Source organism: Pseudarthrobacter sp. NIBRBAC000502770 (genome assembly GCF_006517815.1).
Taxonomy (GTDB): domain Bacteria; phylum Actinomycetota; class Actinomycetes; order Actinomycetales; family Micrococcaceae; genus Arthrobacter; species Arthrobacter niigatensis.
This window is the reverse complement of sequence record NZ_CP041198.1, coordinates 2,749,679-2,774,158: the sequence shown is the minus strand read 5'-3', so window position 1 is coordinate 2,774,158 and position 24,480 is coordinate 2,749,679. Positions and strand designations below refer to the sequence as shown.

At 67.0% G+C, this 24,480-nt stretch carries 30 protein-coding genes; 22 read left to right on the top strand and 8 right to left on the bottom strand.

From position 1 onward, the window contains the following. Positions 1–182: 182 nt before the first annotated feature. Positions 183–935, bottom strand: coding sequence for an ANTAR domain-containing protein (locus NIBR502770_RS13355; RefSeq protein ID WP_141182226.1), 753 nt, complete (start codon positions 933–935; stop codon positions 183–185). Between the two features lie 223 nt (positions 936–1,158). Here NIBR502770_RS13355 and NIBR502770_RS13350 point away from each other — a divergent pair, with 223 nt between their 5' ends. Together NIBR502770_RS13350 and NIBR502770_RS21540 are read left to right on the top strand one after the other, a co-directional pair. After that, positions 1,159–1,677 (top strand): MarR family winged helix-turn-helix transcriptional regulator, encoded by a 519-nt coding sequence (locus tag NIBR502770_RS13350; RefSeq protein ID WP_141159613.1) that lies wholly within the window; start codon positions 1,159–1,161, stop codon positions 1,675–1,677. Positions 1,678–1,740: 63 nt separating this feature from the next. After that, complete coding sequence (locus tag NIBR502770_RS21540; RefSeq protein ID WP_246857268.1) at positions 1,741–2,235, top strand: hypothetical protein; 495 nt, start codon at positions 1,741–1,743, stop codon at positions 2,233–2,235. A 152-nt stretch (positions 2,236–2,387) separates the two neighbouring features. Here NIBR502770_RS21540 and NIBR502770_RS13340 read toward each other — a convergent pair whose 3' ends face one another. Then, complete coding sequence (locus NIBR502770_RS13340) at positions 2,388–2,711, bottom strand: hypothetical protein (RefSeq protein ID WP_141182225.1); 324 nt, start codon at positions 2,709–2,711, stop codon at positions 2,388–2,390. Positions 2,712–2,915: 204 nt separating this feature from the next. On the opposite strand from NIBR502770_RS13340, the gene trxB reads away from it, so the two are divergent. Further along, positions 2,916–3,893 (top strand): thioredoxin-disulfide reductase, encoded by a 978-nt coding sequence (gene trxB, locus NIBR502770_RS13335; protein ID WP_141159615.1) that lies wholly within the window; start codon positions 2,916–2,918, stop codon positions 3,891–3,893. 48 nt (positions 3,894–3,941) lie between these two features. Here trxB and NIBR502770_RS13330 read toward each other — a convergent pair whose 3' ends face one another. Continuing rightward, complete coding sequence (locus tag NIBR502770_RS13330) at positions 3,942–4,283, bottom strand: hypothetical protein (RefSeq protein WP_141159616.1); 342 nt, start codon at positions 4,281–4,283, stop codon at positions 3,942–3,944. Between the two features lie 77 nt (positions 4,284–4,360). Between NIBR502770_RS13330 and NIBR502770_RS13325 the strand changes: the two genes are divergently transcribed. The 4 genes from NIBR502770_RS13325 (at position 4,361) to NIBR502770_RS13310 (ending at position 7,720) form a co-directional block, all read left to right on the top strand. Further along, positions 4,361–4,906: a PAS and ANTAR domain-containing protein gene (locus NIBR502770_RS13325; RefSeq protein ID WP_246857267.1), complete on the top strand. Its 546-nt coding sequence runs from the start codon at positions 4,361–4,363 to the stop codon at positions 4,904–4,906. 244 nt (positions 4,907–5,150) lie between these two features. Continuing rightward, positions 5,151–5,582 (top strand): hypothetical protein, encoded by a 432-nt coding sequence (locus tag NIBR502770_RS13320; RefSeq protein WP_141182224.1) that lies wholly within the window; start codon positions 5,151–5,153, stop codon positions 5,580–5,582. Positions 5,583–5,681: 99 nt separating this feature from the next. Further along, on the top strand, positions 5,682–6,899 hold the full coding sequence (locus NIBR502770_RS13315; RefSeq protein WP_141159618.1) for an MFS transporter: 1,218 nt from the start codon (positions 5,682–5,684) through the stop codon (positions 6,897–6,899). A 119-nt stretch (positions 6,900–7,018) separates the two neighbouring features. After that, positions 7,019–7,720: a triacylglycerol lipase gene (locus tag NIBR502770_RS13310; protein ID WP_141182223.1), complete on the top strand. Its 702-nt coding sequence runs from the start codon at positions 7,019–7,021 to the stop codon at positions 7,718–7,720. Here the strand turns inward: NIBR502770_RS13310 and NIBR502770_RS13305 are convergent. Beyond that, a complete protein-coding gene (locus tag NIBR502770_RS13305) occupies positions 7,689–8,819 on the bottom strand; it encodes an NAD(P)/FAD-dependent oxidoreductase (RefSeq protein ID WP_141182222.1) in 1,131 nt (376 codons plus the stop codon). The two genes, NIBR502770_RS13310 and NIBR502770_RS13305, sit on opposite strands and share 32 nt — an antisense overlap. Positions 8,820–8,947: 128 nt before the next feature. Here NIBR502770_RS13305 and NIBR502770_RS13300 point away from each other — a divergent pair, with 128 nt between their 5' ends. After that, positions 8,948–9,625 (top strand): TetR/AcrR family transcriptional regulator, encoded by a 678-nt coding sequence (locus NIBR502770_RS13300; protein ID WP_141182221.1) that lies wholly within the window; start codon positions 8,948–8,950, stop codon positions 9,623–9,625. Here the strand turns inward: NIBR502770_RS13300 and NIBR502770_RS13295 are convergent. Continuing rightward, on the bottom strand, positions 9,622–9,984 hold the full coding sequence (locus tag NIBR502770_RS13295; RefSeq protein ID WP_210418865.1) for a cytoplasmic protein: 363 nt from the start codon (positions 9,982–9,984) through the stop codon (positions 9,622–9,624). The genes NIBR502770_RS13300 and NIBR502770_RS13295 overlap by 4 nt on opposite strands. Positions 9,985–10,052: 68 nt before the next feature. Between NIBR502770_RS13295 and NIBR502770_RS13290 the strand changes: the two genes are divergently transcribed. The 8 genes from NIBR502770_RS13290 (at position 10,053) to NIBR502770_RS13255 (ending at position 15,195) form a co-directional block, all read left to right on the top strand. Then, on the top strand, positions 10,053–10,658 hold the full coding sequence (locus tag NIBR502770_RS13290; RefSeq protein ID WP_210418864.1) for a TetR/AcrR family transcriptional regulator: 606 nt from the start codon (positions 10,053–10,055) through the stop codon (positions 10,656–10,658). Positions 10,659–10,851: 193 nt separating this feature from the next. Continuing rightward, positions 10,852–11,394 (top strand): alternate-type signal peptide domain-containing protein, encoded by a 543-nt coding sequence (locus NIBR502770_RS13285; RefSeq protein WP_141182219.1) that lies wholly within the window; start codon positions 10,852–10,854, stop codon positions 11,392–11,394. Between the two features lie 72 nt (positions 11,395–11,466). Next, positions 11,467–12,078: a hypothetical protein gene (locus NIBR502770_RS13280; RefSeq protein WP_141182218.1), complete on the top strand. Its 612-nt coding sequence runs from the start codon at positions 11,467–11,469 to the stop codon at positions 12,076–12,078. Continuing rightward, positions 12,068–12,697 (top strand): signal peptidase I, encoded by a 630-nt coding sequence (locus NIBR502770_RS13275; protein ID WP_141182217.1) that lies wholly within the window; start codon positions 12,068–12,070, stop codon positions 12,695–12,697. Before NIBR502770_RS13280 ends, NIBR502770_RS13275 begins: the two co-directional genes overlap by 11 nt. Then, positions 12,698–13,186, top strand: a complete 489-nt coding sequence (locus NIBR502770_RS13270) for a hypothetical protein (protein WP_141182216.1) — start codon at positions 12,698–12,700, stop codon at positions 13,184–13,186. It begins immediately after the preceding gene. Positions 13,187–13,463: 277 nt separating this feature from the next. Continuing rightward, complete coding sequence (locus NIBR502770_RS13265; RefSeq protein ID WP_141159627.1) at positions 13,464–13,838, top strand: VOC family protein; 375 nt, start codon at positions 13,464–13,466, stop codon at positions 13,836–13,838. A 310-nt stretch (positions 13,839–14,148) separates the two neighbouring features. Further along, positions 14,149–14,838 (top strand): acetyltransferase, encoded by a 690-nt coding sequence (locus tag NIBR502770_RS13260; RefSeq protein WP_141182215.1) that lies wholly within the window; start codon positions 14,149–14,151, stop codon positions 14,836–14,838. A gap of 51 nt (positions 14,839–14,889) precedes the next feature. Beyond that, positions 14,890–15,195: a hypothetical protein gene (locus tag NIBR502770_RS13255; protein WP_141159629.1), complete on the top strand. Its 306-nt coding sequence runs from the start codon at positions 14,890–14,892 to the stop codon at positions 15,193–15,195. 4 nt (positions 15,196–15,199) lie between these two features. Here the strand turns inward: NIBR502770_RS13255 and NIBR502770_RS13250 are convergent, their stop codons facing one another. Both NIBR502770_RS13250 and NIBR502770_RS13245 read right to left on the bottom strand, forming a co-directional pair. Continuing rightward, positions 15,200–16,105 carry a phosphatase PAP2 family protein gene (locus tag NIBR502770_RS13250; protein ID WP_141182214.1) on the bottom strand — a complete coding sequence of 302 codons (906 nt, stop codon included), beginning with the start codon at positions 16,103–16,105 and terminating at the stop codon, positions 15,200–15,202. Positions 16,106–16,141: 36 nt separating this feature from the next. Further along, positions 16,142–17,326 carry an MFS transporter gene (locus tag NIBR502770_RS13245; RefSeq protein ID WP_141182213.1) on the bottom strand — a complete coding sequence of 395 codons (1,185 nt, stop codon included), beginning with the start codon at positions 17,324–17,326 and terminating at the stop codon, positions 16,142–16,144. 53 nt (positions 17,327–17,379) lie between these two features. Between NIBR502770_RS13245 and NIBR502770_RS13240 the strand changes: the two genes are divergently transcribed. From NIBR502770_RS13240 to NIBR502770_RS13215, 6 genes are all read left to right on the top strand, one after another. After that, positions 17,380–18,369, top strand: a complete 990-nt coding sequence (locus tag NIBR502770_RS13240) for an ABC transporter ATP-binding protein (RefSeq protein ID WP_141182212.1) — start codon at positions 17,380–17,382, stop codon at positions 18,367–18,369. A gap of 1 nt (position 18,370) precedes the next feature. After that, the gene (locus tag NIBR502770_RS13235; RefSeq protein ID WP_246857266.1) at positions 18,371–19,993 is read left to right on the top strand and encodes an ABC transporter permease; all 1,623 of its coding nucleotides are present in this window, start codon (positions 18,371–18,373) and stop codon (positions 19,991–19,993) included. After that, entirely contained in the window at positions 19,990–20,517 is a 528-nt protein-coding gene (locus tag NIBR502770_RS13230) for a GbsR/MarR family transcriptional regulator (protein WP_246857265.1), read from the top strand. Before NIBR502770_RS13235 ends, NIBR502770_RS13230 begins: the two co-directional genes overlap by 4 nt. Beyond that, the gene (corA, locus tag NIBR502770_RS13225) at positions 20,514–21,530 is read left to right on the top strand and encodes a magnesium/cobalt transporter CorA (protein WP_141159633.1); all 1,017 of its coding nucleotides are present in this window, start codon (positions 20,514–20,516) and stop codon (positions 21,528–21,530) included. The genes NIBR502770_RS13230 and corA overlap by 4 nt, the downstream gene beginning before the upstream one ends. Positions 21,531–21,561: 31 nt before the next feature. Next, positions 21,562–22,602: an o-succinylbenzoate synthase gene (locus tag NIBR502770_RS13220; RefSeq protein ID WP_141182211.1), complete on the top strand. Its 1,041-nt coding sequence runs from the start codon at positions 21,562–21,564 to the stop codon at positions 22,600–22,602. Between the two features lie 158 nt (positions 22,603–22,760). Next, positions 22,761–23,003 (top strand): hypothetical protein, encoded by a 243-nt coding sequence (locus NIBR502770_RS13215; RefSeq protein ID WP_018768635.1) that lies wholly within the window; start codon positions 22,761–22,763, stop codon positions 23,001–23,003. Positions 23,004–23,037: 34 nt separating this feature from the next. Here NIBR502770_RS13215 and NIBR502770_RS13210 read toward each other — a convergent pair whose 3' ends face one another. After that, positions 23,038–24,210, bottom strand: coding sequence for a serine hydrolase (locus NIBR502770_RS13210; RefSeq protein WP_141182210.1), 1,173 nt, complete (start codon positions 24,208–24,210; stop codon positions 23,038–23,040). Positions 24,211–24,480: the final 270 nt, after the last annotated feature.

The window sequence follows — 24,480 nt, the reverse complement described above, 5'->3', positions numbered from 1 at the left end:
CACTGAGTTTCGCCGCGTAGCTTGGCCCCATCACGCAGTACGGAAGGAGCGCAGGACAATGACCATCACCGATTACATCGTGGCTCTCGGCGGCATGCTGGCTTCACTCGGATGTGCAGGACTCGTAGCCGCCGGCTTCATCAAGGCACGGGCGCGGCACCAGGCGTAGCCCGGCCGGCCGGCTACGCGATCGCCGGGGGTTCGAAGCGCGTTCGGGGTGCGCCGCTGGGCATGGCCTTCAGGATGCTGTCTGCCACGCTGCGTACTTTGAGGTTGCGGTTCCTCGACGTTCCCGCCAGCCTGCTGAACGCCTCCGCGTAGGAGCACCGGTTCTGCGCCATGATCACGCCGCAGGCAACGTCGATGCTGGTGCGGCTCTCCAGGACCTGCTTCAGGTTGTCGCCGGCGCGGATCACGCCGTGGACGTCCAGGGCCAGTTTCAGGCTGCGCGATGCCACCCCGCCGAACCACGCCGCCTCACTGGTGACCCTGGGGGTGAATACGTGATTGGGCGGGCCCAGGAACACCAAGGCGGCCGAGACCCCCGGATGCAGCTCCAGGGGCAGGACCAATGCTGCGCCAAAGCCCTGCTCCAGCAAGCGCCTCCGGTAGGCCTGCCAGCGTGAGCCTGCCTGGCTGACCACCGTGGGCGCGGCCAGGGTGGAGCCCAGCGCGGCCGGGCCGTCCGAGTACTCGTCTTCGGAGGCTGCAACGGCTGCCGCCTCCGTGGTGCTTCCCGCTGTGGCGGTGCTGCCCCGCTGCCGGTACAGCACCGCAGCACACTCAACCCCGGTTCCTGCCGTGCTGCTGAGCCAGCGGGCGGAGGCGTACGCAAGCTTTTGCAGGGATGCCGCCTCGTCGTCAGCCCCGGTCATCAGGTCCAGCAGGAACCCCTGCCGATCGGGCCCCTCATTGTTCGCCGGGCCATCAGCCACCCCGCACCCCCATCTGCCATTACCCCAAGGCCGTGCTGCCGGGGATTGCACAAAAACCTATTGGTCCGGGCCGGGGCGCGGCACGAGTAGCCGGTACTCTACTTTTCCCCCGGAGCCCTCGGAGATACCTGTTCGTTTCTTTTGCGGGGAGGTGGGCGGGCGGCAAGTGGGCTACCATGGGTTTGTTAGACGGCCAAGCAAGTAGGATATCGAAGGAATTCGCATGAACCCGCATGGTGCAGGCGAAAGCTACTGGTACCCACCTGCCGGGGGTGACCGGCCCGGAGCCGTCGACGTGATCAATGCTTTGCGGGAGTTCCGGACGTCGGAGAGCGCCATGAGACGGCGCACCCGCTCCTCGGCCGCGATGGGGGAGACCGACCTCCTGGCACTTCGGTACCTGATCGATGCGGAAGCGGCGGGTGTTGGCATTCGGCCCTCGCAGCTCGCTGCCCGCCTGGGTATTACCTCCGCGTCGATGACCGGCCTCGTGGACCGCCTGGTCGCTGCCGGCCACGTGATCCGCGAACCCCACCCCTCCGACCGGCGTGCCGTCATCCTTCGGCCCACCCCGGGAGCCGACGATGAGGTGCGGCACAACCTCAACCAGCTGCACAAGCGCATGCTGGAGGCCGCCGAGTCGCTCACGCCGGAGGAAATCACTGCCGTCATGAACTTCCTGCTGCGCATGCGTGAAGCGGTGGATGCCGTGGAATCGAGCCCGGTTGCCGGACTCCGGTAGACAAGACGGTAATCCTAGTTAGACTAGCTACATTGTTTGATAACTATCGGATGGCGGGATCGCATGACTGCAGTACTTGAACCTCAGGCAGCGGAACAATCGATCCCTGTCCAGGCCCATGACGATTTCCAGCTCCAGCTGGCACCGATGGAGCCGGGGGAGCCCGCAGCCCCCGCGCTGCCGGAGGAGCCTGGCGGGCCTGTGGACCTTGATGAGCCGGCCGCGCCTTTCCACTGCGGCGTGGCCATGACCGCCGGACCCGTCCCCATCGCATCGTTGGGGTGGGCGCCCCTCGAGCTCGCCTCATCCGAATGGTCCTGCACCTGCGGCTACACCATGGACAGTGCGCCAGCCGGTGACCCGCTGGAATCCGTCCGGCTGGCATCAGCCAGGGTGGAGAGCCTTCAGTGGGAACTTGACACGGCCCAGGAGCAGTTCGAGAACGCCGTCAGGAGCGCTTCGAAGCGAGGTGCCGAAGGGGAAGCCCTGGGCAGGGCCGCCGGCCTGAGCGCGGCGGAACTCCAGGACGTCCTCGCCGGCGGCACCGGGTTGCTGTAGGTCCCGGGCAAAGTCCGGAAAGCTCCTGACAGCCCGAAGTGCAGCCATCCGTATGTTCAGATGCAGCTGCACTTCGGGCTGTTGGAAGCGGAAGAAAAGCGGTGGCGGCCTGCTCTGGCCCGAATTGTGGGCGCGGCGAGCGGCCGGGAGTTTTAGGCAGCCAGCCGTACCGGCGCGGTGCGCGGATGTCGGCGGCCAGCCAGCACGCTGATGGTGCAGGGTGCCTGGTCGGGATCGATCCTCGCGGGCAGCTGCCTCGTTTCGGACGAGGCGTGGAGCATTTCCAGCGCCTCCGCATCCACCCAGGCGCCAGAGATATCAAGCTCCAGGTCCAGGCCTCCCCTGAGGGAGTTGGCACGCTTTGCAACTACATAGAGGGCGTTGACGCTGTGGATGGTGATATGCCCCTTTGCAATCACCTGGGCCTTGCTGTGGTCCAGATCGACCCGGACCACGATGTTCAGCTTAGAGTTCAAGATGTAAAGCCTTCCCCGGCATTGGCTGCGACGCTGCAGCTTCTTGCATGACCTATTTGCTTAAGCCTCAACCAGATTAGGCAACCAATGTGATGTGCGCAACACAGTGACGTTTGTTACATCGACGCCGGCGTTGGCCCTGCCGTGCCATTCCGTGATGAGATCAAGGCACGCCTCTTCCGCACCGCCCCCGAAGGACACGCAATGAGCAAAGAACAGCTGATCATTATCGGCTCAGGCCCCTCCGGCTACACCGCCGCCATCTACGCCGCCCGCGCCGGATTGAACCCCCTGGTGCTGGCAGGATCCGTGACCGCCGGCGGCGCCCTGATGAACACCACCGAGGTGGAAAACTTCCCGGGCTTCCCCGGCGGCGTCCAGGGCCCGGAGCTGATGGACGGGCTGCAGCAGCAGGCGGAAAAGTTCGGCGCGCGCATAGAGTACGACGACGCCACGTCCGTCGACCTGAAAGGTCCGGTCAAGCGCGTGGTCACCGGAGCGGGGGAGACGTACGAGGCCCAGGCCGTCATCCTGGCCACCGGCTCCGCCTACAAGGAACTCGGCCTGCCTGAGGAGAAAAAGTTCAGCGGCCACGGCGTCTCCTGGTGCGCCACCTGCGACGGGTTCTTCTTCCGCGAGCAGGACATCATCGTGGTGGGCGGCGGCGACTCCGCCATGGAGGAAGCAACCTTCCTGACCCGCTTCGGAAAGTCTGTTACCGTCGTGGTCCGCAAGGGTGAGCTCCGCGCCTCCCGGATCATGGCCCAGCGAGCCAAGGACAATCCCAAGATCCGCTTCGCCTGGAACTCCGCCGTGACGGCCATCCACGGCGACGGCAAGGTCAGCGGCGTGACCCTGACGGACACCCGTACCGGCGAAACCCGGCACCAGGACGCCACCGGCATCTTCGTGGCCATCGGCCACCTGCCCCGCACCGACCTGGTGGCCGGTCAGGTGGACCTGGACGACGAAGGCTACATCAAGGTGGACGCGCCCACTACGTGCACCAACCTGCCCGGCGTCTTCGCCTGCGGCGATGCCGTGGACCACCGCTACCGGCAGGCCATCACCGCAGCAGGCACCGGCTGCGCGGCAGCCCTTGACGCCGAGCGCTTCCTGGCCGCCCTGGAGGACGCCGCCAGCATCGCCACAGCCCTCGTGGAGGAGCCGACACACAACTAGAGGCTGTGCAGCGCGACTTAATGCTGTGCAGCGCGATGGCTCCCCAGGTCAGACGACTTCGGGGAGCCTTCCCGTTAAGACCGAAACCGGTGCTGAGGACCAGCGCTCGCGTTCCGGCTCGTATGAGATCACCATGGACGGGTCGCTCTCGCGCGCCTCGTCGATAGCCAGCAGCAGGGCGTCTTCCATGTGCCTGGCGTATTCCAGCCGCTCGGGCAGCGAACCCTCCAGACCGCCGTCGTCGATCAGCACGTGGCCCTTGCCGTCCACGATGACTTTCAATGAATACCCGCTGTCCTCGTGAAGGGACCCCCGGGTGGATGAAATTTCCGTGACCCGGTCTGCCCGGACCAACCCGTTGCCCAGCGTGCGGATCCACACTTCACCCATGAAATGACCTCCCCTTGGCTGTGGGCGCAGATCATCGGCGCCCCATAAGGCGAACGCTACTCCTTCGCGGGCAACTTGTGACCCCCGCATTTTTACGGGGCCTGCCGCGCCAAAAGCCGGTGTTCGGCATCCACGGCCTCAAGCCAGGCGAGGTGGTGCCCACCCTGGAACTCTTCATGGCCCACAAGCATCCGCTGGACCGGGAGCCTGTCCGCGCCCTCTGGGAAAATCTGCTGGACGGCGGCGGCCAAGGCGCGCTCCGCCACCGGGTCATTGACGTGCGCGGCAAGGAGCGGCGCGTTGTTTCCGCAGTCCAGGCCATTGCCGATCCTACGGGCCACGTCGGGTACGTCCGCGGGTTCATGGTGGATGTGACCCAGAGCCTGCGGATCGAGTCCCAGCATGCGGCAGAGGAGGCCATCGAGGGGGCCTACGGACACAAGGCCCTGATCGAGCAGGCCAAGGGCGTTGTCATGGCGCTGCGGGGTGTGGACGGGCCGGCGGCGTTCCAGGTCCTGGCCACCAGGAGCCAGCACACCAATACCAAGCTGCATTTTGTTGCAGAAGAACTGGTGAACGCCGCGGCGGACGGCAAGGCCGATGAACCGCTGGCGGGCTGCTGATTCCCCGGCATCATTCTCCCGGCCCGGCTCCCGCCGGCGCCCGTGGGACCTTCGGCACTTCCCGCCGTCGCACGCCCTGCGCGACTCTGGTTGCACGTCCGCTGGCGCCCAACAGCCCCCTCCCTGCATCGATTGCTGGGTATCTGCCGTTTTGAGCGCTGTAAAAACGACCGGTACGAAGCAACCGATGCCGGATTAGGGGCGCTGCGGAGGGGTAGCCAGGCAACCGGTGAGGAGGGTGGCGATGGCAAACAGGACCAGTGCTGGCCGCAGCGGCAGCATAGGCTCCGCGATCATCAACGCCCTGCTGCTGTACGGGATCAACATCTGGCCCGGGTGGCGGGTGCTGCCGTTCCTGACGGCGGACATGGCAAGGGCCCTGGACCTGATCAATGCCTCGTTGATCGCCGGCATCGTAGTGAACCTCGTGTGCGTGCTGATCCGCTCCAGGGCGCTGCTGGCACTGGGAAACCTTGTGGTCATGGGCATCGGGGTGGCCGCCATGCTGTGCCTCTGGGACGTCTTCCCTTTCGACTTCGGCACCGCCTGGTCCGGCTGGCCCATCCTGGTGCGTGTCTTCCTGGTCCTCGGAATCGTGGGCTCGATCATCGGTGCCGTCGTGGAACTGGTAAACCTGTTCCGCGCCCTTGCCGGGCTGGAGCCGCGGGCACGCTGAAGGCCGGCCGAACCGCAGGCCCATCAGGGCGGCCCCGGAAACTCCTGGCACCCCTGCCAATGCGGGAGGTCCGGATCGGGCGGCCATAGGATAAATCTGATGACTTCCCCGGACGACCCCGAGCCCTTCAACCTGCGCAGCATTGCAGTGGCCGCCTTCGGCCCCACCTTGCTTTTCGGAATCGGGCAGGGTGCCATCCTGCCGGTGGTGGCGTTGTCCGCCCGCGACCTTGGTGCCTCGGTGGCGGTGGCAGCGCTGATCGTCACATTGATCGGGCTGGGGTCCTGGTTCTTCAACCTGCCCGCGTCCCTGGTGACCCTGCGCTTCGGTGAACGCTGGTCCATCGTGGGGGCCGCCGTCGCCGCCGGCCTGGCCCTGGCGGCCGCCGCCACGTCCTCACTGGCACCGAACGGACTGTGGCTGCTCGCCGTGGCGATGACCGTCGTCGGGATGTCCGGAGCAGTGTTTGGCCTGGCGCGGCAAAAATACCTCACCGAGGCGGTGCCCGTGGCGTTCCGTGCCCGCGCGCTGTCCACGCTGGGCGGCGTGAACCGGATCGGAGTGTTCATCGGCCCGTTTGCGGGGGCGGCGGTGATGCAGTTCTTCGGCATCGCCGGCGCCTACTGGGTGGGCGTGGTGGCCATGGCGGCCGCCGCCCTGCTGTCCCTCACCATCCCGGACCTAACGACGCCGGAGGTACGCACGGGTGCGGACGCCGGGCCCCAGCCCACGCTCCGCAGCGTTGCGGTGTCCCATGCGGGCGTGTTCCTTTCGCTGGGGGTGGGCATCCTGCTGCTCAGCGCGCTGCGGTCCTCCCGGCAGGTGGTGATCCCGCTCTGGTCCGACCATCTGGGCATGGACGCCACCTCCGCCTCCCTGATCTACGGGCTGTCCGGCGCTATCGACATGCTGGTGTTCTACCCGGCCGGAAAGCTCATGGACCGCAAGGGCCGGCAGTGGGTGGCCGTACCCTCCACGCTGCTCATGGGGACCGCCCTGCTCCTGATCCCGCTGACAGGGTCCTTCGTGGGGTTGCTGCTGGCCGCGCTGCTGATCGGGTTTGGCAACGGCATCAGCTCCGGACTGGTGATGACCCTCGGTGCCGATTTCTCGCCGGACCGCGGCCGCGGGCAGTTCCTGGGCCTCTGGCGGTTCATGGCCGACGCCGGGTCCACCGGGGGACCAGTCCTCCTCTCCGGGGTGACCGCGCTTGCCTCCCTGGGCCCGGGCATCGCCGCCACGGGTGTCCTGGGGTTCGCGGCGGCGGCCGTGTTCGCCGTCGTGATTCCCCGCCTGAAGCACCGCCGCAACTACTAGTTGCTCCATCAGATATGGTCCCTAAGCCGGGGCTTTGGCGACCAGATCTGATAGGGCAACAGGGCGTGTTGGCGCGGCCTGTTGGTGGGTAGGGCGCGCGGCGCGGCTATTCTCGACTCATGAGTGATCCCGGCGCCGCTGCCCGCATCAGTCCGCTGCAGAAGGCTGTGTGGTGGGCGCAGGACTACGTGTACGCCGCGGTCTGGCAGGTCCGCGGATTCTTCTCGCGCGTGCAGCCGGCGTCCTTCCGCAACGGGACCCGCGCACCCGTGGTGATCATTCCCGGCGTGTACGAAAACTGGCAGTTCATGATGCCGCTTATCCAGGCCATCCACGACGCCGGGCACCCGGTGCATGTGGTCACGGTGCTCCAGCGCAACAAACTGAAGGTGCCGGACGGCGCCAAGCTGGTGGCGCAGCACCTTGAGGAGGCGGGGTTGCGCGATGCCATCCTGGTGGCGCACAGCAAGGGCGGCCTGATCGGCAAGTACACCATGCTGTCCCTGGATCCCGAACACCGGATCGACCGGATGATCGCTGTGTGCTCGCCGTTTTCCGGCTCGCGCTACGCCCGTTACATGCTGCTTCCCAGCCTGCGGATCTTCTCGCCGCGGAACGCCCTGACCCTCCAGATGTCGCGCGAGCAGACCATTAACAGCCGCATCACTTCCCTGTATGGGCCGTTCGATCCACACATTCCGGAGGGGAGCGTCCTGCCCGGGGCCACCAACATTGAGCTGCCGGTGGCGGGGCATTTCCGTATCCTTGGCGACCCCGCCACCGCCCGCATCATTGTGGAGCAGCTGAACCTTCCGGCCTGACTGTGGCGGCCGCGTTGCCCAGTGCATTTGCTGGCCGCGGCGCTCTTGCGGCGATATGCCGGGCGATGAAGGCCGCATCCCTGCCCACGCCGTTCACCATCGAGGACGCCAGCGACTGCTGGAAGGTGGCGCCCAGGAAATACAGCCCCTGCGGTTTGGCTACGCCGCGGACCTGCTTCGGCTCCCCGTCCGGGCCGGTCACCGGCAGGTCAATCCACGCCAGGTCCGGCCGGAAACCGGTGCACCAAATGACGTTGGTAATTTCAAGCGTTCTGCCGTCCGCGAGCTGTGGGCGGCCGTCTTTGGCGCCTTCCGTCCTGGGGACACGTTCGACGCCGGCACGCACCAGGTCACGGTCTTTCACCCGGACCAACGGCCCGCTGTGGGCGAGGATGTGCGGCCGGGCTTTCCGTCCGGCGGGCGTGTTGAGGTTCACGATGTGTGAGAAGGCGAAGAAGACGGCGAGGGTGAGCGGGCGGGCCGCCACGGCGTCGATGGGCCAGGGGATCTGGCCCGGGTGCCGCCCCGAAAAATAAACCTTGTGGGTGGACGCGAGTTCAAGCGCGACGTCGGCTCCGGAGTTGCCTGCCCCGACCACCAGGACGGGGCCTGCTGCCAGGTCCCTTGGGCCCTTATAGGTGCCCGCCGTGAGCTGCCTGATATCCGGGCTGAGCTGGTCAGCGAAGGCCGGCACTTTTGGCTTGCGGTCCCAGCCGGGGGCGACCACCACGTTGTCTGCCGCCAGGTTTTGGCCGTCAGTTTCGATGGTGAAACTGTTTCCGTTGTGGCTGAGGCGGGTGACCCTGCGATTGTTCCTGACGGGCAGGTGGAACGTCTGCGCATAGCTGCTGAGGTAGTTGGCGAATTCTTCACGCGACGGGTAGGACCAGGGCGCGGCGGGATAGCGGCTGCCGGGAAGGGCGTCGTACCGGGCAGGGGTGAAGAGCCTGAGGGAGTCCCAGCGGGTGCGCCAGCTGTCTCCGGTCCGTGGGTTCTCATCGAGGATCACGAACGAACGCCTGGCGCGGGACAAGTGGTAGCCCATGGCCAGGCCTGCCTGGCCGCCGCCTATCACTACGGTGTCGAAGTGCTCTGACATGGTGCCCTGCCCTTCCGCCCCTGTTCCGTTGCGTTGACGCGGTGCGCTGTGTCAGTGCCCTGCGGTCCGGGGCTTCCTGCTACAATTCATCCGAACAGTATTCGGATGAAATAAGGCTAGGCCCGCCAATGAGTGAAGTCAATGCCCCCGCCCGCCGCTACCACTCGCCCCGGCGGAAGGAGCAGGCGGCCGCCACCCGCGAGGCAGTGCTGGTTGCCGCCCGCGAACTCTTCGTGGGGGAGGGGTACCGGTCCACCACCGTGGCGGGCATTGCGCGGCGGGCCGGAGTCGCCGTCGACACCATCTATGCCACCATCGGGCGGAAGCCGGACCTCATGCGTGAAGTGGTGGAAACGGCCATCTCGGGCACCGGCCAGGCTGTGCCCGCTGAACAACGGGACTATGTGATCCGCCTGCGGGAGGCGAGCGGGGCGGCCCGGAAAATTTCTATCTATGCGCACGCGCTGGCCGGCATCCAGCCCCGCCTGGCGCCGGTTTATCTGGCCCTTCGCGACGCCGCGGGCAGCGATCCCGACTGCGCAGCGCTCTGGACCGAGATCTCCGAACGGCGGGCCGCCAACATGCTTAAGTTCGTGGAGGACCTTGCCGCCACCGGCGAGCTGCGGACGGACCGCCCGGCCGCTGAACTTGCCGATGTTGTCTGGAGTATGAACGGTCCCGAGTACTGGGTGCTGCTGGTGGGCCAGCGCGGGTGGGCGCCTGGGCAGTTCGCCGAATGGCTGGCCGATGCGTGGTGCCGGCTGCTGCTGGCAGGGGACCGGCCCGGGGGGCTGTCCGGCAGCTAGGAATCAGCGGGGCCAAGGTGGGCGGCCTGGGTTGCCGGCTCATCCTGGCCGGGGCTCTCCACATGTGGCTCCTTCAGCTCGATAAAGAGGCAGTGTGTAGGCGTGGAGCCGGTATTCGTCCCGGAATGTTCCTGCGCGTCGAGCCAGCGGGCCTGCCCTGCCCGCAGCTCCACATCCGCTTCCCGGTCTCCTGAACGGAGGCGGCGGGTGAAGGAACTGAGCGTCACCATCACGCTGTCAGGGTGGGAATGGGTGCCGGTGGTGTCTCCCGGGCCGTCGCTGTACTCGAGGACGCGGACCCGGTCGTTTTCGAAGACGAGCCGGTAGTGCTGCGGATTCACTGCAATGGGATCGGCCACGGGAAACCCCTCAATGAGTATTTTATGGGACATCCGTACCATAACGGTACGTCTGTATCATAAGTCTTGTGTCCGTACGCCACAATGAAAAATATCTGGAGACCGGAAGGACCCGGCAGAAGTCGCGCACCCGTGAAGAGCTGGTGTCTTCGCTCCGGGACCTCTTGAAGGACGGGCAGGATCCGTCGGTTGCGGAAGTCGCCGCCATTGCCGGTATATCCCGGACCACTGCCTACCGCTACTTCCCGGACAAGGAGGCCCTCCTGCACGCGGCCCTCCCCGAAACCGGGCTGGGGTCGCTGCTAGGTGAGGATCCGCCGTCGGACATCCGTGCCCGCCTGGAACGCACCCTGGACGCGCACTTCGAGTTCATCCGCGCCTGGGAACCGCAGCTGCGCGCGTCCTTGCGGCTGTCCCTGACTCCCGGCGCTGCCCGGCCCACCCTGCGCGGCGGACGCGCCGTGGGCTGGTACGGCGACGCCCTGGCGCCGCTGGAATCCAACGGATCCGGAATCGACACCGTCGGCCTGGCCGTGCGGCTTAGGGCTGTTGCCGGGATTGAACCTTACGTATGGCTGAGGGATGTGGCAGGTCTGCGGCCGGACCAGGCGTTCAGTGCCATGCGTACCAACGCACTGGACATTCTTGGCGCCGAACTGGGCCGGCAACAGTAGCTGCCGCGGTGCCCCGGCAGGCGAGGCGCCGAGGGCGGCATTTGGGGTAGAAGCGCAGGTCAGGCCTCGGTTGAACTTTCAAATACCTTGAGGATTTGTTGACTCTTTACCCCCTCGCTTCCTGAGGTTGGGCGTGCAAAGTGGTCCCCAGTTAGACAAAAGGAACGAACACCACAAAGTCTGAGGGGACATCATGAAGAACAGCACTCTGGTTAAGGGAACTGCCGCTATCGCCGTCGGCGCTGCACTGCTGCTGGGCGGCGGGGGTACCCTGGCCGCGTGGAACGCGGTCGACACCGCCACGCCTGGCACGATCGCCGCCGGTGACCTGAACGTCAAGGCAGGTACGGGTGTCTGGAAGGATCGGAACAACAACCCGATCGACATCAACACCTATAAAATTGTGCCGGGCGACAAACTCACCTACTCGCAGGACCTGACGGTGACGCTGGTAGGCGACAAAATGGCAGCCAACGTAGTTCTCGCCAACGTTCCGGCCAGCACGTTCACGAGCGACAACGTCACCGTTTCACCGCTCAAGCTCTCTAACGGCGCGGGTGACGTTACGTCCACCACCGTCCTGAAGCCGGTGACAGGCAGCGCGACCCAGACTGTTACGGCCACAACTGTTTTCGAATTCAAAGGCGCCACCACCGGCCGGAGTGACGTCACTAAGGAATACAACCTCGGAAACGTTAGCTACACGCTGTCGCAGGTCCTTCCCGCAGGAGCCTAGTTTGACCAGGCGGGTGGCTGAACAGCCACCCGCTTGGTGATCAGGCAACAGGACGACAACCAGGAGGGGACCATGCGCACGAAGCGCAGGCTGCAGACGGCAGCTTTGGTCGCCTTCGCAGTGGTCCTGGGCCTGTTCACGGTGCAGGGAACCTACGCACTCTGGAATGCCGTGGCATCGGCAACTCCGGGCACCATCACGTCGGCGTCATTCGATACGACGCTGCAGGCGGTCAACACCGGCACGACGACCAACATGACGCTCGCGGACGGGAAGACCTCGGCGAACCTGACCTTGTCTCCGGCAGGGACCTTGGGGCCGGGAACCTCGGTCTACGGCGGGGTGGTGGTCACCAACAACACCAACGCCGGCGGCCAGTTCAACACCGCAAGCACCGTAGGGCCGCCGAGCGTGGCGAACCTCAACGGCGGAGTCCTTGCCACCTACATCATCGTGAGCGCGAAGACCGCCGTTTCCTCGACGGAATGCAGCTCCAGCACCGGCTACGCGCAGATCGGCACCAGCGGCCTCGTCTCGCCCACGGTGGGCAAAGGCGCGTCCACCGTCTTCTGCTTCCAGGTCAGCCTCGCCTCCGGCGCCCCGTCAACAGTGAAAGGACAAGCAGTGACGATCTCCCTTCCACTCACCGCACGTCAACTCTGCGGGGTGCCCAGTGGCTGCTGACCTGACCGAACGCCTTCTCGGCGGAGCCACCGAACCCGAATCTCCGGCAGCCGCGCCAAAGCCGGCACGCGGGCGCAAAGCCGCCTGGGCCGCCGTCGGACGCTTCCTGAGCATGGCCGCCATGCTGGTGGCACTGTTCGCCGCCCTCGTCCTGATTGTGGTGCCGGTGGCGACGGGTTCGCAGACCTACACGATCCTCACCAAGTCCATGGTCCAGAAGTACCCGCCGGGAACGTTCATGGTGATGAAGCCCGCGCCGTTTGACGAACTCAAGTACGGCGACGTCGTCACCTTCCAGCTCTATTCGGGCCGGCCGGACGTGGAAACGCACCGGGTTGTCGGCTTCGGTTCCACCCAGCAGGGCGAAAAGACCCTGATCACCAAGGGTGACAACAACGGAGCCAACGATCCAGAACCGGTCCGCGCCATCCAGGTCAAGGGCAAGCTGTTCTACGCCGTCCCGTACGTGGGTTTCGTGGCGAACTTCCTGGGGAACTCAGGCCGTGGCACATGGACGGTGATCGCAGCGGTGGCGCTGATCGGCTATGGAGCCATCACGGTGTACACGTCCCTCCGCAAGACCCGTAAGGGCGATGAGCCGGCTGCGGAGGCTGCGTAGATGGCACGGTTCCGGACCCTTCCAGGCGCGGCGCTCGCCGTCGGGGCCTTCGTGCTCACGGTGCTGCTCGGTGCCGGCGCCGCCTCGGCGTCCGCACTCTGGCAGCAAAGCGCGACCGCGACCATGACCGTCACCGCATCCGGAACCTGGTCCCCACCTGTGTTCAACACCCCCGTGTGCAGCAACGTAGACAACGCGAACAAGTACGTATCCCTGGCATACTCGGGATTCTCCGAGCCTCCAACGAAGCTCACCTTCTCGGCAGCCGGAACCAACGGGGTCTACGGGGCAAGTTCGGACCTGGCCGGCCCGTTCGGTACTTCCGGGAGCGTATCGCTCTTCGGAGACTCCACGATTTTTACCCAGGTCACCACCACCCCGGCGACGGTCAGGATTGTGGCCACATTCGCAGGCGGTGCCCAGGCCACCGCGTATGTGAAGGTGGGCCTGGAGATCGGCACGGGAAACAAGAAGATCTATTGCGCCTGAGCTTTCCTCTTGCCAGCTCGGCGGAAGAAGGTGCCGCTGCATCCCCCCATGCAGTGGCACCGTCTCCCGCCGAGCTGGTTCCCGGGATTCTGGCGACGCGCAAATGCTTCTCCGACAAACATCGTCCGCGACGCTCCTGGAATGTGGGCCGCGCAAGGGAATGCGCGAGTCGAAGAAGGAGAAGCGGGTCGAAGGTGGCTGTGGGCCGCCGCGGGGAAGAGGCGGGTCGAGGAGGAAGATCCGCGTCGTAGCACCACACGGTCCTTACACTGGCACTATGTCATGCCGCATCAGTGAACTGGTCCTGAACTGCACCAACCCGGAACTGCTCGCGCGGTTCTGGAGTGAAGTCCTTGGTTATGTGGAGCTGGACAGGGAGGACGGGGCGATTGAGATCGGGCCGGAAGCCGGGTTCGGCGGACTGCAGCCCACGATCATCCTGAGCCCCAGCAGCAACCCGCGGGTGGGGAGGCTTCCGCTGCACATCGACGTCAACCCCGTGGACCGGGACCAGGACGCCGAGCTGGAACGGCTGCTGGCCCTCGGCGCACGGCCGGCGGACGTGGGGCAGGCCGGCGACGAGCAGTGGCACGTCCTGCAGGACCCCGAAGGGAACGAATTCTGCCTCCTGCGCAGGCGGCTCGAGCCCTGATCGACGGCCGCCGCGCGCCGGAAAAGCAGGAATGCCTGGTGGCGCCCACTTCAAAACGCCGCCCAGGCACCAGCAAACTATCCATCGCCCCCATCAAGCCCGGGGACCGCAAATCCTCAAGGTTGGCTCAAGACTTCCCGGCGGTAAGCCCGGCCGTGCTACGGAGGGGGCCCTCCTGGACCTTCGCGCCCCGAGGCCTTTCCTGCCGAGCAAGTCCGGCATAGGGTTTGGGGACAGCCAAGTATCAAGCAGCTGGTGAACGGGCCGAACGACATTCCTGCAACGGAGCAGGGACTGGAAGAGGCGCACATTGAGCGAGTTGATGCTGCTGGGCATGGGCGGACTGGCCCGGGAAGTGCTGGCCGCGGTCCGGACCAGCGGGCAGTACGACGTCCTGGGGATCCTGGATGATGACCCGGAACTGCTGGGCACCACCATCGAAGGCACCGTGGTGATGGGCGCGCTCGCTGACGCGCCGGCCTTCACCAAGGCGTTTTTCAGCGTCTGCCTTCCCTCCGGGCGCGACAGGGAAGGCTTGGTGGGCCGGCTTTCCCTCCTCGGCGTGCACGAGGACCGGTACGCCACCGTGGTGGACCCGGATGTGCGGGTCCCCAGGGATTCCCGGATCGGCCCCGGCAGCATTGTGATGCGGAACGCCACCATCTCCCCGCAGGCCCGCATCGGACGGCACGTGCTCTTGAAGCCGCACGTCACCGTGGGATGCTGCGCCAGCGTGGATGACTTCGCCACTCTGCATCCCCGCGTCTCGGTAGGGGAAGGCACGCGGATTGGCCGGGCGGCGCACCTGGGCATGAACGCCGGGATTGGCGACGGGCTGGTGGTGGGGGACTACTCCCACGTCGGGATGCGCTCAGCGGTGACGCACAACGTTCCTGAGCACGAAACGTGGGCCGGTGTGCCCGCCCGCGCGGAGGCCGCAACCACCGAAAACCCGGACTATGGACCCTTACGGGGCAGGCATGGAGACGCTACATTGTAGCTACTCGCGGGGGCGTCGTCCGTTCCCTGCCACCGTTACTGAGGGAACACCGTGGAACTGTTCAGCGATAAACCGGCACTCGCCGCGGCTGCCCTGACCAGGCTCGTTGCTGCGGACATCGAAACGAAGGGCCGCCCCGCCGGCAGCCTCCGTGCGTACCTCAGCGACCTGGTGGTCCGGAACGGCCCCAGCATCGTGGAGGAGTTGGCCATTGAGCTGGCCCGGCAGCACCTGGCCACGCTCGACCGGCTGGCCAAGGCCACGGGCCGGCCTGCCGCCCGATACTTGGATGAGATTGAACTTGCCGCAGCCATGGAGGAAAGCATAGGACGGGACTTCGGGGAAACCGCGGGCTGAGCGGCTACCGCCTGTGGACGTCCCGCCGGCGTGCGGCAAACGCAAACAGCGACGTTGTGGCCACGGTGGCCAGGTAGCCCGCGATCACGATCAGCGAGATGCCGGCCCAGAAGTAGTTGGTGGTGCTGGATTCCTGCCAAGGGCTCGGTGCGATCCGGATCAGCGAATAGACCGCCACCCCGGCTGAGGCCAGTCCAATCAGCACCGGCAGCGTGAGCCAGATCCTCGCAGAACCGATATGGTCACCGAACCCGTCCCACTCGTTCCACGACCCGCGCCGGAGGATCAGCCAGCCCGCCGGAATCATGAAGGCGCCCACCAGCAGGAACGCGGCCACCACGTCGGCCGGCCGGTGCCACTGGTTGATCAGCGTGGACACCCCGGACGCGATGGCGAAGGAGCCGCCAATGAAGCCGGCCATCGGGCGCCAGCGGGGTGAGGCCATGAGGAACACCGCCGCCGCAGCGGACGCGGCCAGGGTGGTGTGGCCGGAGGGCAGCGAGTTCAGCTCCAAAGTCAGTACCCCCTTGTCCGGGCGCGGCGGCAGCAGGTCCTTGAGCACCTGGGTGGCAACGTTCGCCCCGATGCACGCTGCCACGGCAATCCCGGCTTCAACCCAGTGCCGCCGGATTACGGTGACAAACAGGACCACGACGGCGGCCATCACCAGTGAAATGGTCGGCAGCCAGTCGAGGAACTGGGTGGCGGCCTTGCCGGCAGGTCCGTGGATCTGTACCGCTTCCACCAGCGCGGACTCATCAATGAACTGGCCCGTGGTGGTCTGGACAAAGAAGTAGTAGGTGGCAAGCAGCCCGGCGACGCACCCCACAGTGGACAGCACGAACAGGAACGCCGAGCCCGGGGCAGGCCGAGCCGGAGTCCTGGTGGAGAGTTGCCGTGAAGAAGTCATCGCCATTAACCCTGACACAAAAAGCTGGAAGGCCGCTCAGTCGGAAGGCCTGACCGGGTCCAGCCGGGGAATGGCAGCGGCAGCCACCAGCAGTGCCAGCGCGCCAAGCCCGAACGGCAGGGCCGTTGCCGTGGCGATGGCCCCCACCAGCAGGGGTCCGCCGGCATCCCCGAGTTCGCGCCCCAGCTCTGCCGAGCCCATGGTCCGGCCCATCCGCTCCGGCGGCGTGGTGTCCGCCAGGTGCGCGAACCCCAGCGGGGTGGCCACGCCGATCCCGCACCCGATCAGCGCCGCCGCGAGGAAGATGGTGACCACTCCCGGGGCGGCCGCCACCAAAGCGATGCCCACGGCAACCAGGAGCAGGCCCGTCGTCGTGCCCTTGTTGTCGCTGACGGCGTGCCGGTCCCGCAGCCTTCCGATCCACGGCTGCGTCAGCACCGAGCCCAGAGCCACCACGCTCACCGCGGCCGTTCCGGCGAACGCACCAAGCCCGTGGCGGGTGGCCAGCGCGGGGAGGAAGCCGACGGCGGCACCGAGGGCCCCGGTCGACGCGGCAAGCACCAGGGTGGGGACCAGGAAACGGCGCTCGCCCACCTGCCGCGCCAGGTCCATCACCGTATACCGCTTCCGCGGCAGGGGTGCCAGATGCGGCACCGAGAGCAGCACCCACACGGCCGTGGCCGCCGCCAGCGCGGACAGGGCGCCGAAGAGCAAGGGGAAACCGCCGGCCAGGATCAGCCCGGCGCCCAGCGGCGGCCCAAGGATGTAGCCCAGGCTCTTCCAGGACCCGTACCGGCCAAAGTAGGTCCCGGCTTTTCCGCCGCGGGCCATCCTTGCCACCATGGCGGACGACGACGGGGAGAACGCCGAGGCCGCCGCGCCTTGTCCGAGCCGGGCGAGGGCAAGGATCAGCGGGTCAGCTGCGCCGAGGCCAATCAGGGACAGCGCGGCGAAGGCGAACAGCCCGCCGACAATGACGGGCTTGGCGCCAATGCGGTCGCTCAGGGCGCCGAACACGGGTTTCAGGAAGACCTCGGCCACGTCGTAGAGGGCCAGGAGGATGCCGAGGTTAAGCAGGGTCAGGCCGATGTTTTCGCTCTCCGCGCCCAAAGCCGCTGCGATGCTGTGGGCTCCGAAAGCCGTGACGAATCCCGCAGCGTAGAGTGGCGCCGTTGCCTGGCGGGTGGCCTGCGCGCCTGGCGGGGAACTGTCGGAGCTCATAGCTGGGACTTTAGTACCTTCACAAAGTTGTGAAAACTTCGAAGACTTGAACCATGAACACCGTTGTCCAGACAGTGAACCTGCACAAACACTTCGGCCAGGTCCGGGCCCTCGATGGATTGGACCTGGACGTCCAACAGGGGGAAATCCACGGCTTCCTCGGCCCGAACGGCGCCGGGAAATCCACCACGCTCCGCGTCCTCCTGGGCCTGGCCAAAGCCACCTCCGGGTCCGCCACCGTCCTGGGGCTCGAGCCGTGGACCCAGGCCGTGGAACTGCACCGCCGCCTGGCCTACGTTCCCGGCGACGTCCGGCTCTGGCCCAACCTGTCCGGCGGCGAAACCATCGACCTGCTCTCCCGGCTTCGCGGCGGCACCGCCGACGCTGCCGCCTACCACCGCCGGAAGGACCGCCTGTGCCAGGTCTTCGACTTCGACCCGGCCAAGAAAGGACGCGCGTATTCCAAGGGCAACCGGCAGAAAGTCGCGCTGATCGCCGCACTGGCGACCGAAGCCGAGCTCTACCTCCTGGACGAGCCCACCAGCGGCCTTGACCCGCTCATGGAGGAAGTGTTCCGGCGGGAGCTGCTGGCCGCCGTCGAACGTGGTGCCACCGTGCTCCTGTCCAGCCACATCCTCTCCGAGGTGGAGGTGCTTTGCCAGCGTGTGAGCATCATCCGCGCCGGCAGGATTGTCGACGGCGGCACGCTGGACTCCCTGCGGCACCTCACCAGGTCAGAGGTTTCCTTCGCCGCGGACGGCCTGGACGCTGAGGCCTTGGCCCGGCTGGGTGCGGTGCATGACCTGGCATACGACGCCGGGCGGATCAGGTTCACCGCCGATTCGGACCGGATCGCCGAGGTACTGCCCGCGCTGGGCGCCTTGGGCGTACAGGGCCTGACGATCGTTCCGCCGTCGCTCGAAGAGCTGTTCCTGCGGCACTACGGCGACGCCCCCGCGGACGAAGGCACCCACGCCGGCGCCTCCGGCGAAGACCAGCACGGTTCCCGTCGGCACCTGCTCGGCGCGAGGGGGCGGGGCTGACATGGGCGTCCTCCTGGTCCTTTGGGGCCAGCGGCTGCGCCGGGACCGCTGGCAACTGGTCAGCTGGGTGGTGGCCATCGGGGCATTCGCGCTGTTCGCGGCCGCAGCCGTCACCCAGACCTACGGCAATGCCGCCAGCCGCACCGAGATCCTGCAAGTGGCGATCGCCACGCCCGCCATCCTGATGCTGCGCGGCCTTCCCCGCGGAGCGGACCAGGGAGCCTTCACGTTCTTCCTGATCTACGCCTTCCTTGCCCTGCTGGCCGGCCTGATGAGTACCTTCCTCGCCGTGCGCCACACGCGGGCGGACGAGGAGACCGGCGCCGCCGAACTCATCGCCGCCACGCCGGCAGGCCGGCTGCTGCCCTACACCGCCACCCTGCTGCACGGCATCACGGCCAACATCCTGGTGGCCCTCGCAGTCTTTGCCGGGTTCGCCGCCCAGGGCCTGGACCCACAGGGTTCCCTGACCGCCGGAGCCGCAACGGGCGCCGTCGGCCTCGCCTTCCTGGGCCTGGGCCTGCTCGTGGCCCAGTTCATGGGGACCTCACGCGGGGCCAACGGCGCCTCGGCCGCGCTGGTGGTCCTGGCCTACGTGGTGCGCGGGATCGGCGACGCCACCGGAACGCCGGGGGCGGACGGGACCACCATGACCGAAGGCGCGGCCAGCTGGTTCTCACCCATCGGCTGGGGCCAGCAGACCTTCGCCTACTCAGGGAACCGCACCTGGCCGCTGCTGCTGGTCGTGGCACTCGGCGTGGCCTGCCTCGCCGCGGCGTGGCTGATCCTGGGCGCACGCGATGCCGGCGCGAGTGTCTGGGATACGCGGCCGGGACGGCCCGGCGCCCGGGCCGCGCTGCGGAGCCCGGCGGCGCTGGCCCTCCGCCTGCAGTCAGGATCGATCATCGGGTGGGGGCTCAGCGGCCTGGCCCTGGGGCTGCTGGCGGGGTCGCTGGGGAAGGCGATTGCCGCCGTCGACACCCCTGACACGAACATCACCGCGGTGCTGCGGGCCATGCTCCAGTCGCAGGGGACCTCGCTGACCCAGCTCATGGTCTCCGTGCTGTTCATGATGGCCGGGGTCCTTGCGGCAGCATGCGCACTGCAGGCGGTGATCAGGCTGCGGCAGGAGGAAGCAGCCGGGACCGCCGAACTGCTGCTGTCCGCTCCGGTGGGGCGGGTCCGGTGGCTTGCCGGGTACCTGCTGCTGGGCGCGGCCGCCGTGGTGCTGGTGGTAGGCCTCGCCGCGGTCGGGGCGTGGGCCACGCTCACCGGCACCGGGGACGGATCCATGCCGGCCGATGCCCTCTGGCAGACCGCCGTGGCCCAGCTGCCGGCGGCCCTGATCTACCTCGCCGTGCCCGCCCTGGTGTTTGTCCTGTGGCCTTCCGCCACCGTCGCCGCCAGTTGGGGGCTGCTGGCCCTGGGCGTGATGCTGGGTATTTTCGGCGGCATGCTGGGCATCGACCAGAGCCTCCGCGACCTGTCCCCGTTCACCCACACGCCCGTGCCGCGCGGTGACGCGACTGATTGGAGCGGAGCGTGGTGGATGCTGGCCATTGCCGCGGTGGCCGGCGCGCTGGCTGTCACGGTGATGCGGCGGCGGGAGGTGGGGTCGGCATGAGCGCCGATGCCGAGGTGGCGGCGCTGGACGAGCTGACGGGCGGCGCTGGTGCGGGTGCCCGCGGTGTGGATGCCACCGCCGCTGCGGCCGAACGGACGGCCGCCGCGTTCGCCGCGGCGGGGTTCCCCAAGATGCCCGCCCGGACGCTGTTGGCGCTGGTGTCCTCGGAACAGGGCAGCCTCACCGCGGCAGAACTGTCGGAACGGCTGGGCGCCAGTGCGGCGGCAGTCTCCGGCGCCGTGCGCTACCTGCAGACGGTGGGCTTCGTGCACCGGATCTCGCAGCCGGGCAGCCGCCGCGACCTGTACGCGCTGCATGAAGACGAGTGGTACGTGGTGTCCATGCGGAACAGCCCGGTTTACGACAAGCTTGCGGCACTGACGGATGCCACCGCCGAAACGCTCCCGGAAGGATCCCCGGCACGGGCACGCGTGGCGGACATGGCGCGGTTCTACCGGTTCCTCAACTCACGGATGCCGGCCCTGCTGGACGACTGGGAGCATGAGCGGGAGGCGGCGCCGTGACCATCATCGACAACGCGGTATATGTGAACGGGCTCCGCACCGAGGACCCCGAAGACCTCGACGAGACGTACTTCCTGCTCCGGCAGCGCGAGGGGATGGCCTGGATCGGCCTCTACCGGCCCGACCCTGAGGAACTGCAGTCCGTAGGCGAGGAATTCGACCTCAACGCCCTGGCCGTCGAGGACGCGCTCGCCGGCCACCAGCGGGCCAAGCTGGAGCACTACGGCGAGTGCTTGTTCCTGGTACTGCGGCCCGCAAGGTACCGGGACGACGTGGAGAAGGTCGACTTCGGCGAAATCCACGTCTTCGTGGGCGATGAGTACGTTGTCACCGTCCGTCACGCAGAGTCCCCGGACCTGGCCAAAGTCCGCCGCCGCATGGAGGCCATGCCGGAGTTCCTGGCCCTGGGCCCCGACGCGGTGCTCTACGGAATCCTGGACCAGGTGGTGGACGAATACGAGCCCGTGGTGGCAGGCCTGGAGAACGACATCGACGAAATCGAGGACGACCTCTTCGGGGCCGATCCCGACGTGTCACGCAGGATCTACGAGCTGTCCCGCCAGGTCATCACCTTCCAACGGGCCACCAGCCCGCTCGCCGGGATCCTGCAGGCCCTGATGGCCGGAACTCCGGACCGCGACCAGGCAACAGAACTCCGGGACCACTACCGGGATGTCCTGGACCATGTCATCCGGCTCAACGAACGCGTGGCCTCCTTCCGCGCCCTGCTGCAGAACGCCCTGGCCGTCAACGCCGCCCTGGTGGCCCAGCGCCAGAACGATGAAATGCAGCGCATGACCGAGTCCAGCTTTGAACAGAACGAACAGGTCAAACGCATCTCCTCCTGGGCTGCCATCCTGTTCGCTCCCACCCTGGTGGCATCCATTTACGGCATGAACTTCACCAACATGCCCGAACTGGCCTGGACCTACGGCTACCCCTATGCGCTGGGCCTGATGGTGGCCATGGGCCTGGTCCTCTACCTGGCGTTCAAGCACAACAAATGGATCTGAACCACGCGGCCCGCCGCGTACAGTAAGCGGCATGCCCAACCCCGGTTTTCCGCCTTCCCCCGATGGCACGCCCCAGCCAGTTCCGCCCCTCGACGAATTGCTTGCTGACGCCCACGTGGTCACCCTGCCCATGAGGGTGAAGTTCCGCGGCATCATGCAACGCGAATCCCTCCTGCTGCGCGGTCCCGTGGGCTGGGGCGAGTTCTGCCCCTTCCCGGAGTACGGCGACGCCGAGGCCTCGCGCTGGCTGGCCGCGGCCATCGAGGCGGGATGGCAGGGGTTCCCGGACCCGGTGCGGACGTCGGTGCCGGTCAACGCCACGGTGCCCGCCGTCGCCGCGGACCGGGTACCGGATGTGCTGGCACGGTTCGGCCGGGTGGACGCCGTCAAGGTCAAGGTGGCGGAGCGGGGGCAGTCACTGGACGACGACGTATCCCGGCTGCGTGCCGTGCGCGCCGCTTTGCCGGATGCGGCCATCCGCGTGGATGCCAATGGCGGGTGGGACGTTGCCGGCGCCGTGGAGGCGTTGACCCGGCTTGCGCCCGTTGGGCTGGAGTACGCCGAGCAGCCGGTGCCTTCCATCGAAGGCCTTGCCGAGGTCCGGAGGCGGTTGCAGGAGGCCGGGACGCCGGTGCTGATCGCGGCGGATGAGAGCGTCCGGAAGGAAACCGATCCCCTCCGGGTGGCACGGGCGGGCGCGGCGGACCTGATCGTGGTCAAGGTGGCGCCGCTCGGGGGAGTGCGGCGCGCCCTGGACATCGTGGCACAGGCAGGACTCCCCGCCGTCGTCAGCTCCGCCCTTGACACCTCCGTGGGCATCCGCGCCGGCCTGGCGCTGGCCGCCGCGCTGCCCGACCTGCCCTACGCCTGCGGCCTGGGCACAGTGTCGCTTTTTGAATCCGACGTCACCCTGGATCCCCTGGTGGCCGACGACGGCGCCATCCGCCTCCGCGACGTGGCCGCCGACGCCGGGCTGCTGGAAAGGTTTGCGGCTCCCGCGGACCGGCGGGACTGGTGGCTGGACAGGCTCCGCCGTGTCCACGCCCTCCTCACCCCAGCGACTGCTGAGTAAGCTGCCGTTTTCACGCCCAAAGGGCAGTTAGCCGGCATTGGATGTCGCTGCAGGGTGGCGTCCTGCGGGTGATTGCCGGAGGGTTGCGGGGCTCCTATCATGGTTCCACCGGTTCCTCCCTGCACCGAACAGGGACGTTACTTAAGGTCGCGAGTGCCATGGTGAAGATACCTTTCAGGCATCAGGCGGATGAATCGAAAAAGCGGGAAAACTCCGGGGAGCATCACCGGCTGCACCTGGCGGAATGGCTGAGGCGGGAGGACGAGGGCATCGAGCGCGCCTCCAGCAGTATCTTCCTCAGCAGCCATGACCGGCCCCTTGCCCCGCAACGGACCTGCATCCAGGGGCACGAGATCCTGCCGGGGGAGGACCACTGCTCGCACGGGCATCCCGTGGGTTGAGGAAGACGGCCACCAATCGGGGAGTGGTGTTTCCTCATTTGGCCGGCGCGCACAGCCGGTCGAGGGCCTCGTTGAGGGTTGACTCGATTTGGCCGACCAGGAGTTCGCGCATGTTCTGGGTGGACTCATCCTCCAGCTCTGTCGGAAGCGGCGGGGTGGTGACGGTCATCGAGGCCTGGTAGCGCCCGTCGCTGCTGCTGACCGCCACAGTCTGATAATCCCAGAAGAGCCCCCTGCCCGCGTACCGCGGCTGGGGCGAGCAGCCATCTGCGTGTTCCCAGAGGCCCAGCCCGTACGGCGAGAAGACGGTCTTCGCCGTCATCGCGCCCAACGACGCGGCGGAGATTGCCCGGCCCTGGAAAAGGGCCGCCATGAAGTGGTTCATGTCCTCCACTGTCGACACGGCGCCCACGGCCGGCGAACCGGCACTGAAGATGTTGTCAGTGGTATCGATCCGCTCACCCCGGAGGGTCACATAGCCGTGGAGAAGCCCGGATTCGAGCGGGTCGAGGTGGTCCAGGGTGGTGCTCTTCAAACCAAGCGGACCAAAGATCTCCTCACGCATGACGCTGGTGAAGGGCTTATGCCGCAGTTCCTGGATGAGCAGGCCGAGTGCGAGGTAGTTCGTGTTCGAGTACCTAAAGGAGCCGACGCTGGACCCATCCCACGGGAGGGTGCCGGCCAGCTGCAAACCCCGCTCCATCGTCATCGTCCGGGAAACACTTGGGCGGAAGTCGACGTCGCGCGGCAACGCATCGTTGGCCTCCGGCATGCCAGACGTGTGGCTGAGCAGCTGTCTCACGGTGATGGGGCCCGGAGGCTTGAGTGCTGTGAAGCCGGGGATGACATCGTTTACGGGGTCGTCCAGGCCGATGAGGTGGTCGTCGACGAGTTTGAGTACTGCCACGGCCGTCATCGTTTTGGTGACGCTGGCGATCTGCACACGGCCGGTGGGCTGTGCCGGGGTCCTCGTTTCAAGGTCGCGCATGCCAAAGGCCTTGGACCACTCACCTCCCGGCCATTTGACCTGCACGACGGTGGCCACCGCGCCGTCGTTCATGAACAGCTTCACCTGGTTCTCAAGGGAACCGAAGGGGTTGGGGGAGCTTGGGGAGGGGACGGGCTCGTCCGGGGTGTAGGTGCAGCCGGTCACGGCGAGGACGGCGGCGAAGACCGCCCGCCGCCACACAGGTCTGTTCGTGCTCATGCCGGGGCATCCGCTCTGGACAGGGTGACGTGTTTGGGCCGCCTGCAGCGCCGTGTCCGGCCAAACCTGTGCTGGCGCCGTCCGCCCAGCACTCCAATTTTAAGTCCGCCCACCGCCAGCGGGAAGCAGCCGTTGGATGTTCAGCCAACCCACGGAACGGGGCGGTACCACCTGCATTGACGGATGAAACGTTCCTGCAGGTCACGGGCGGTTAACCCTGGATTCATCAAATGGATGGGTTTCCTTAGGAAGCGGCTGGAAGGGTGATCG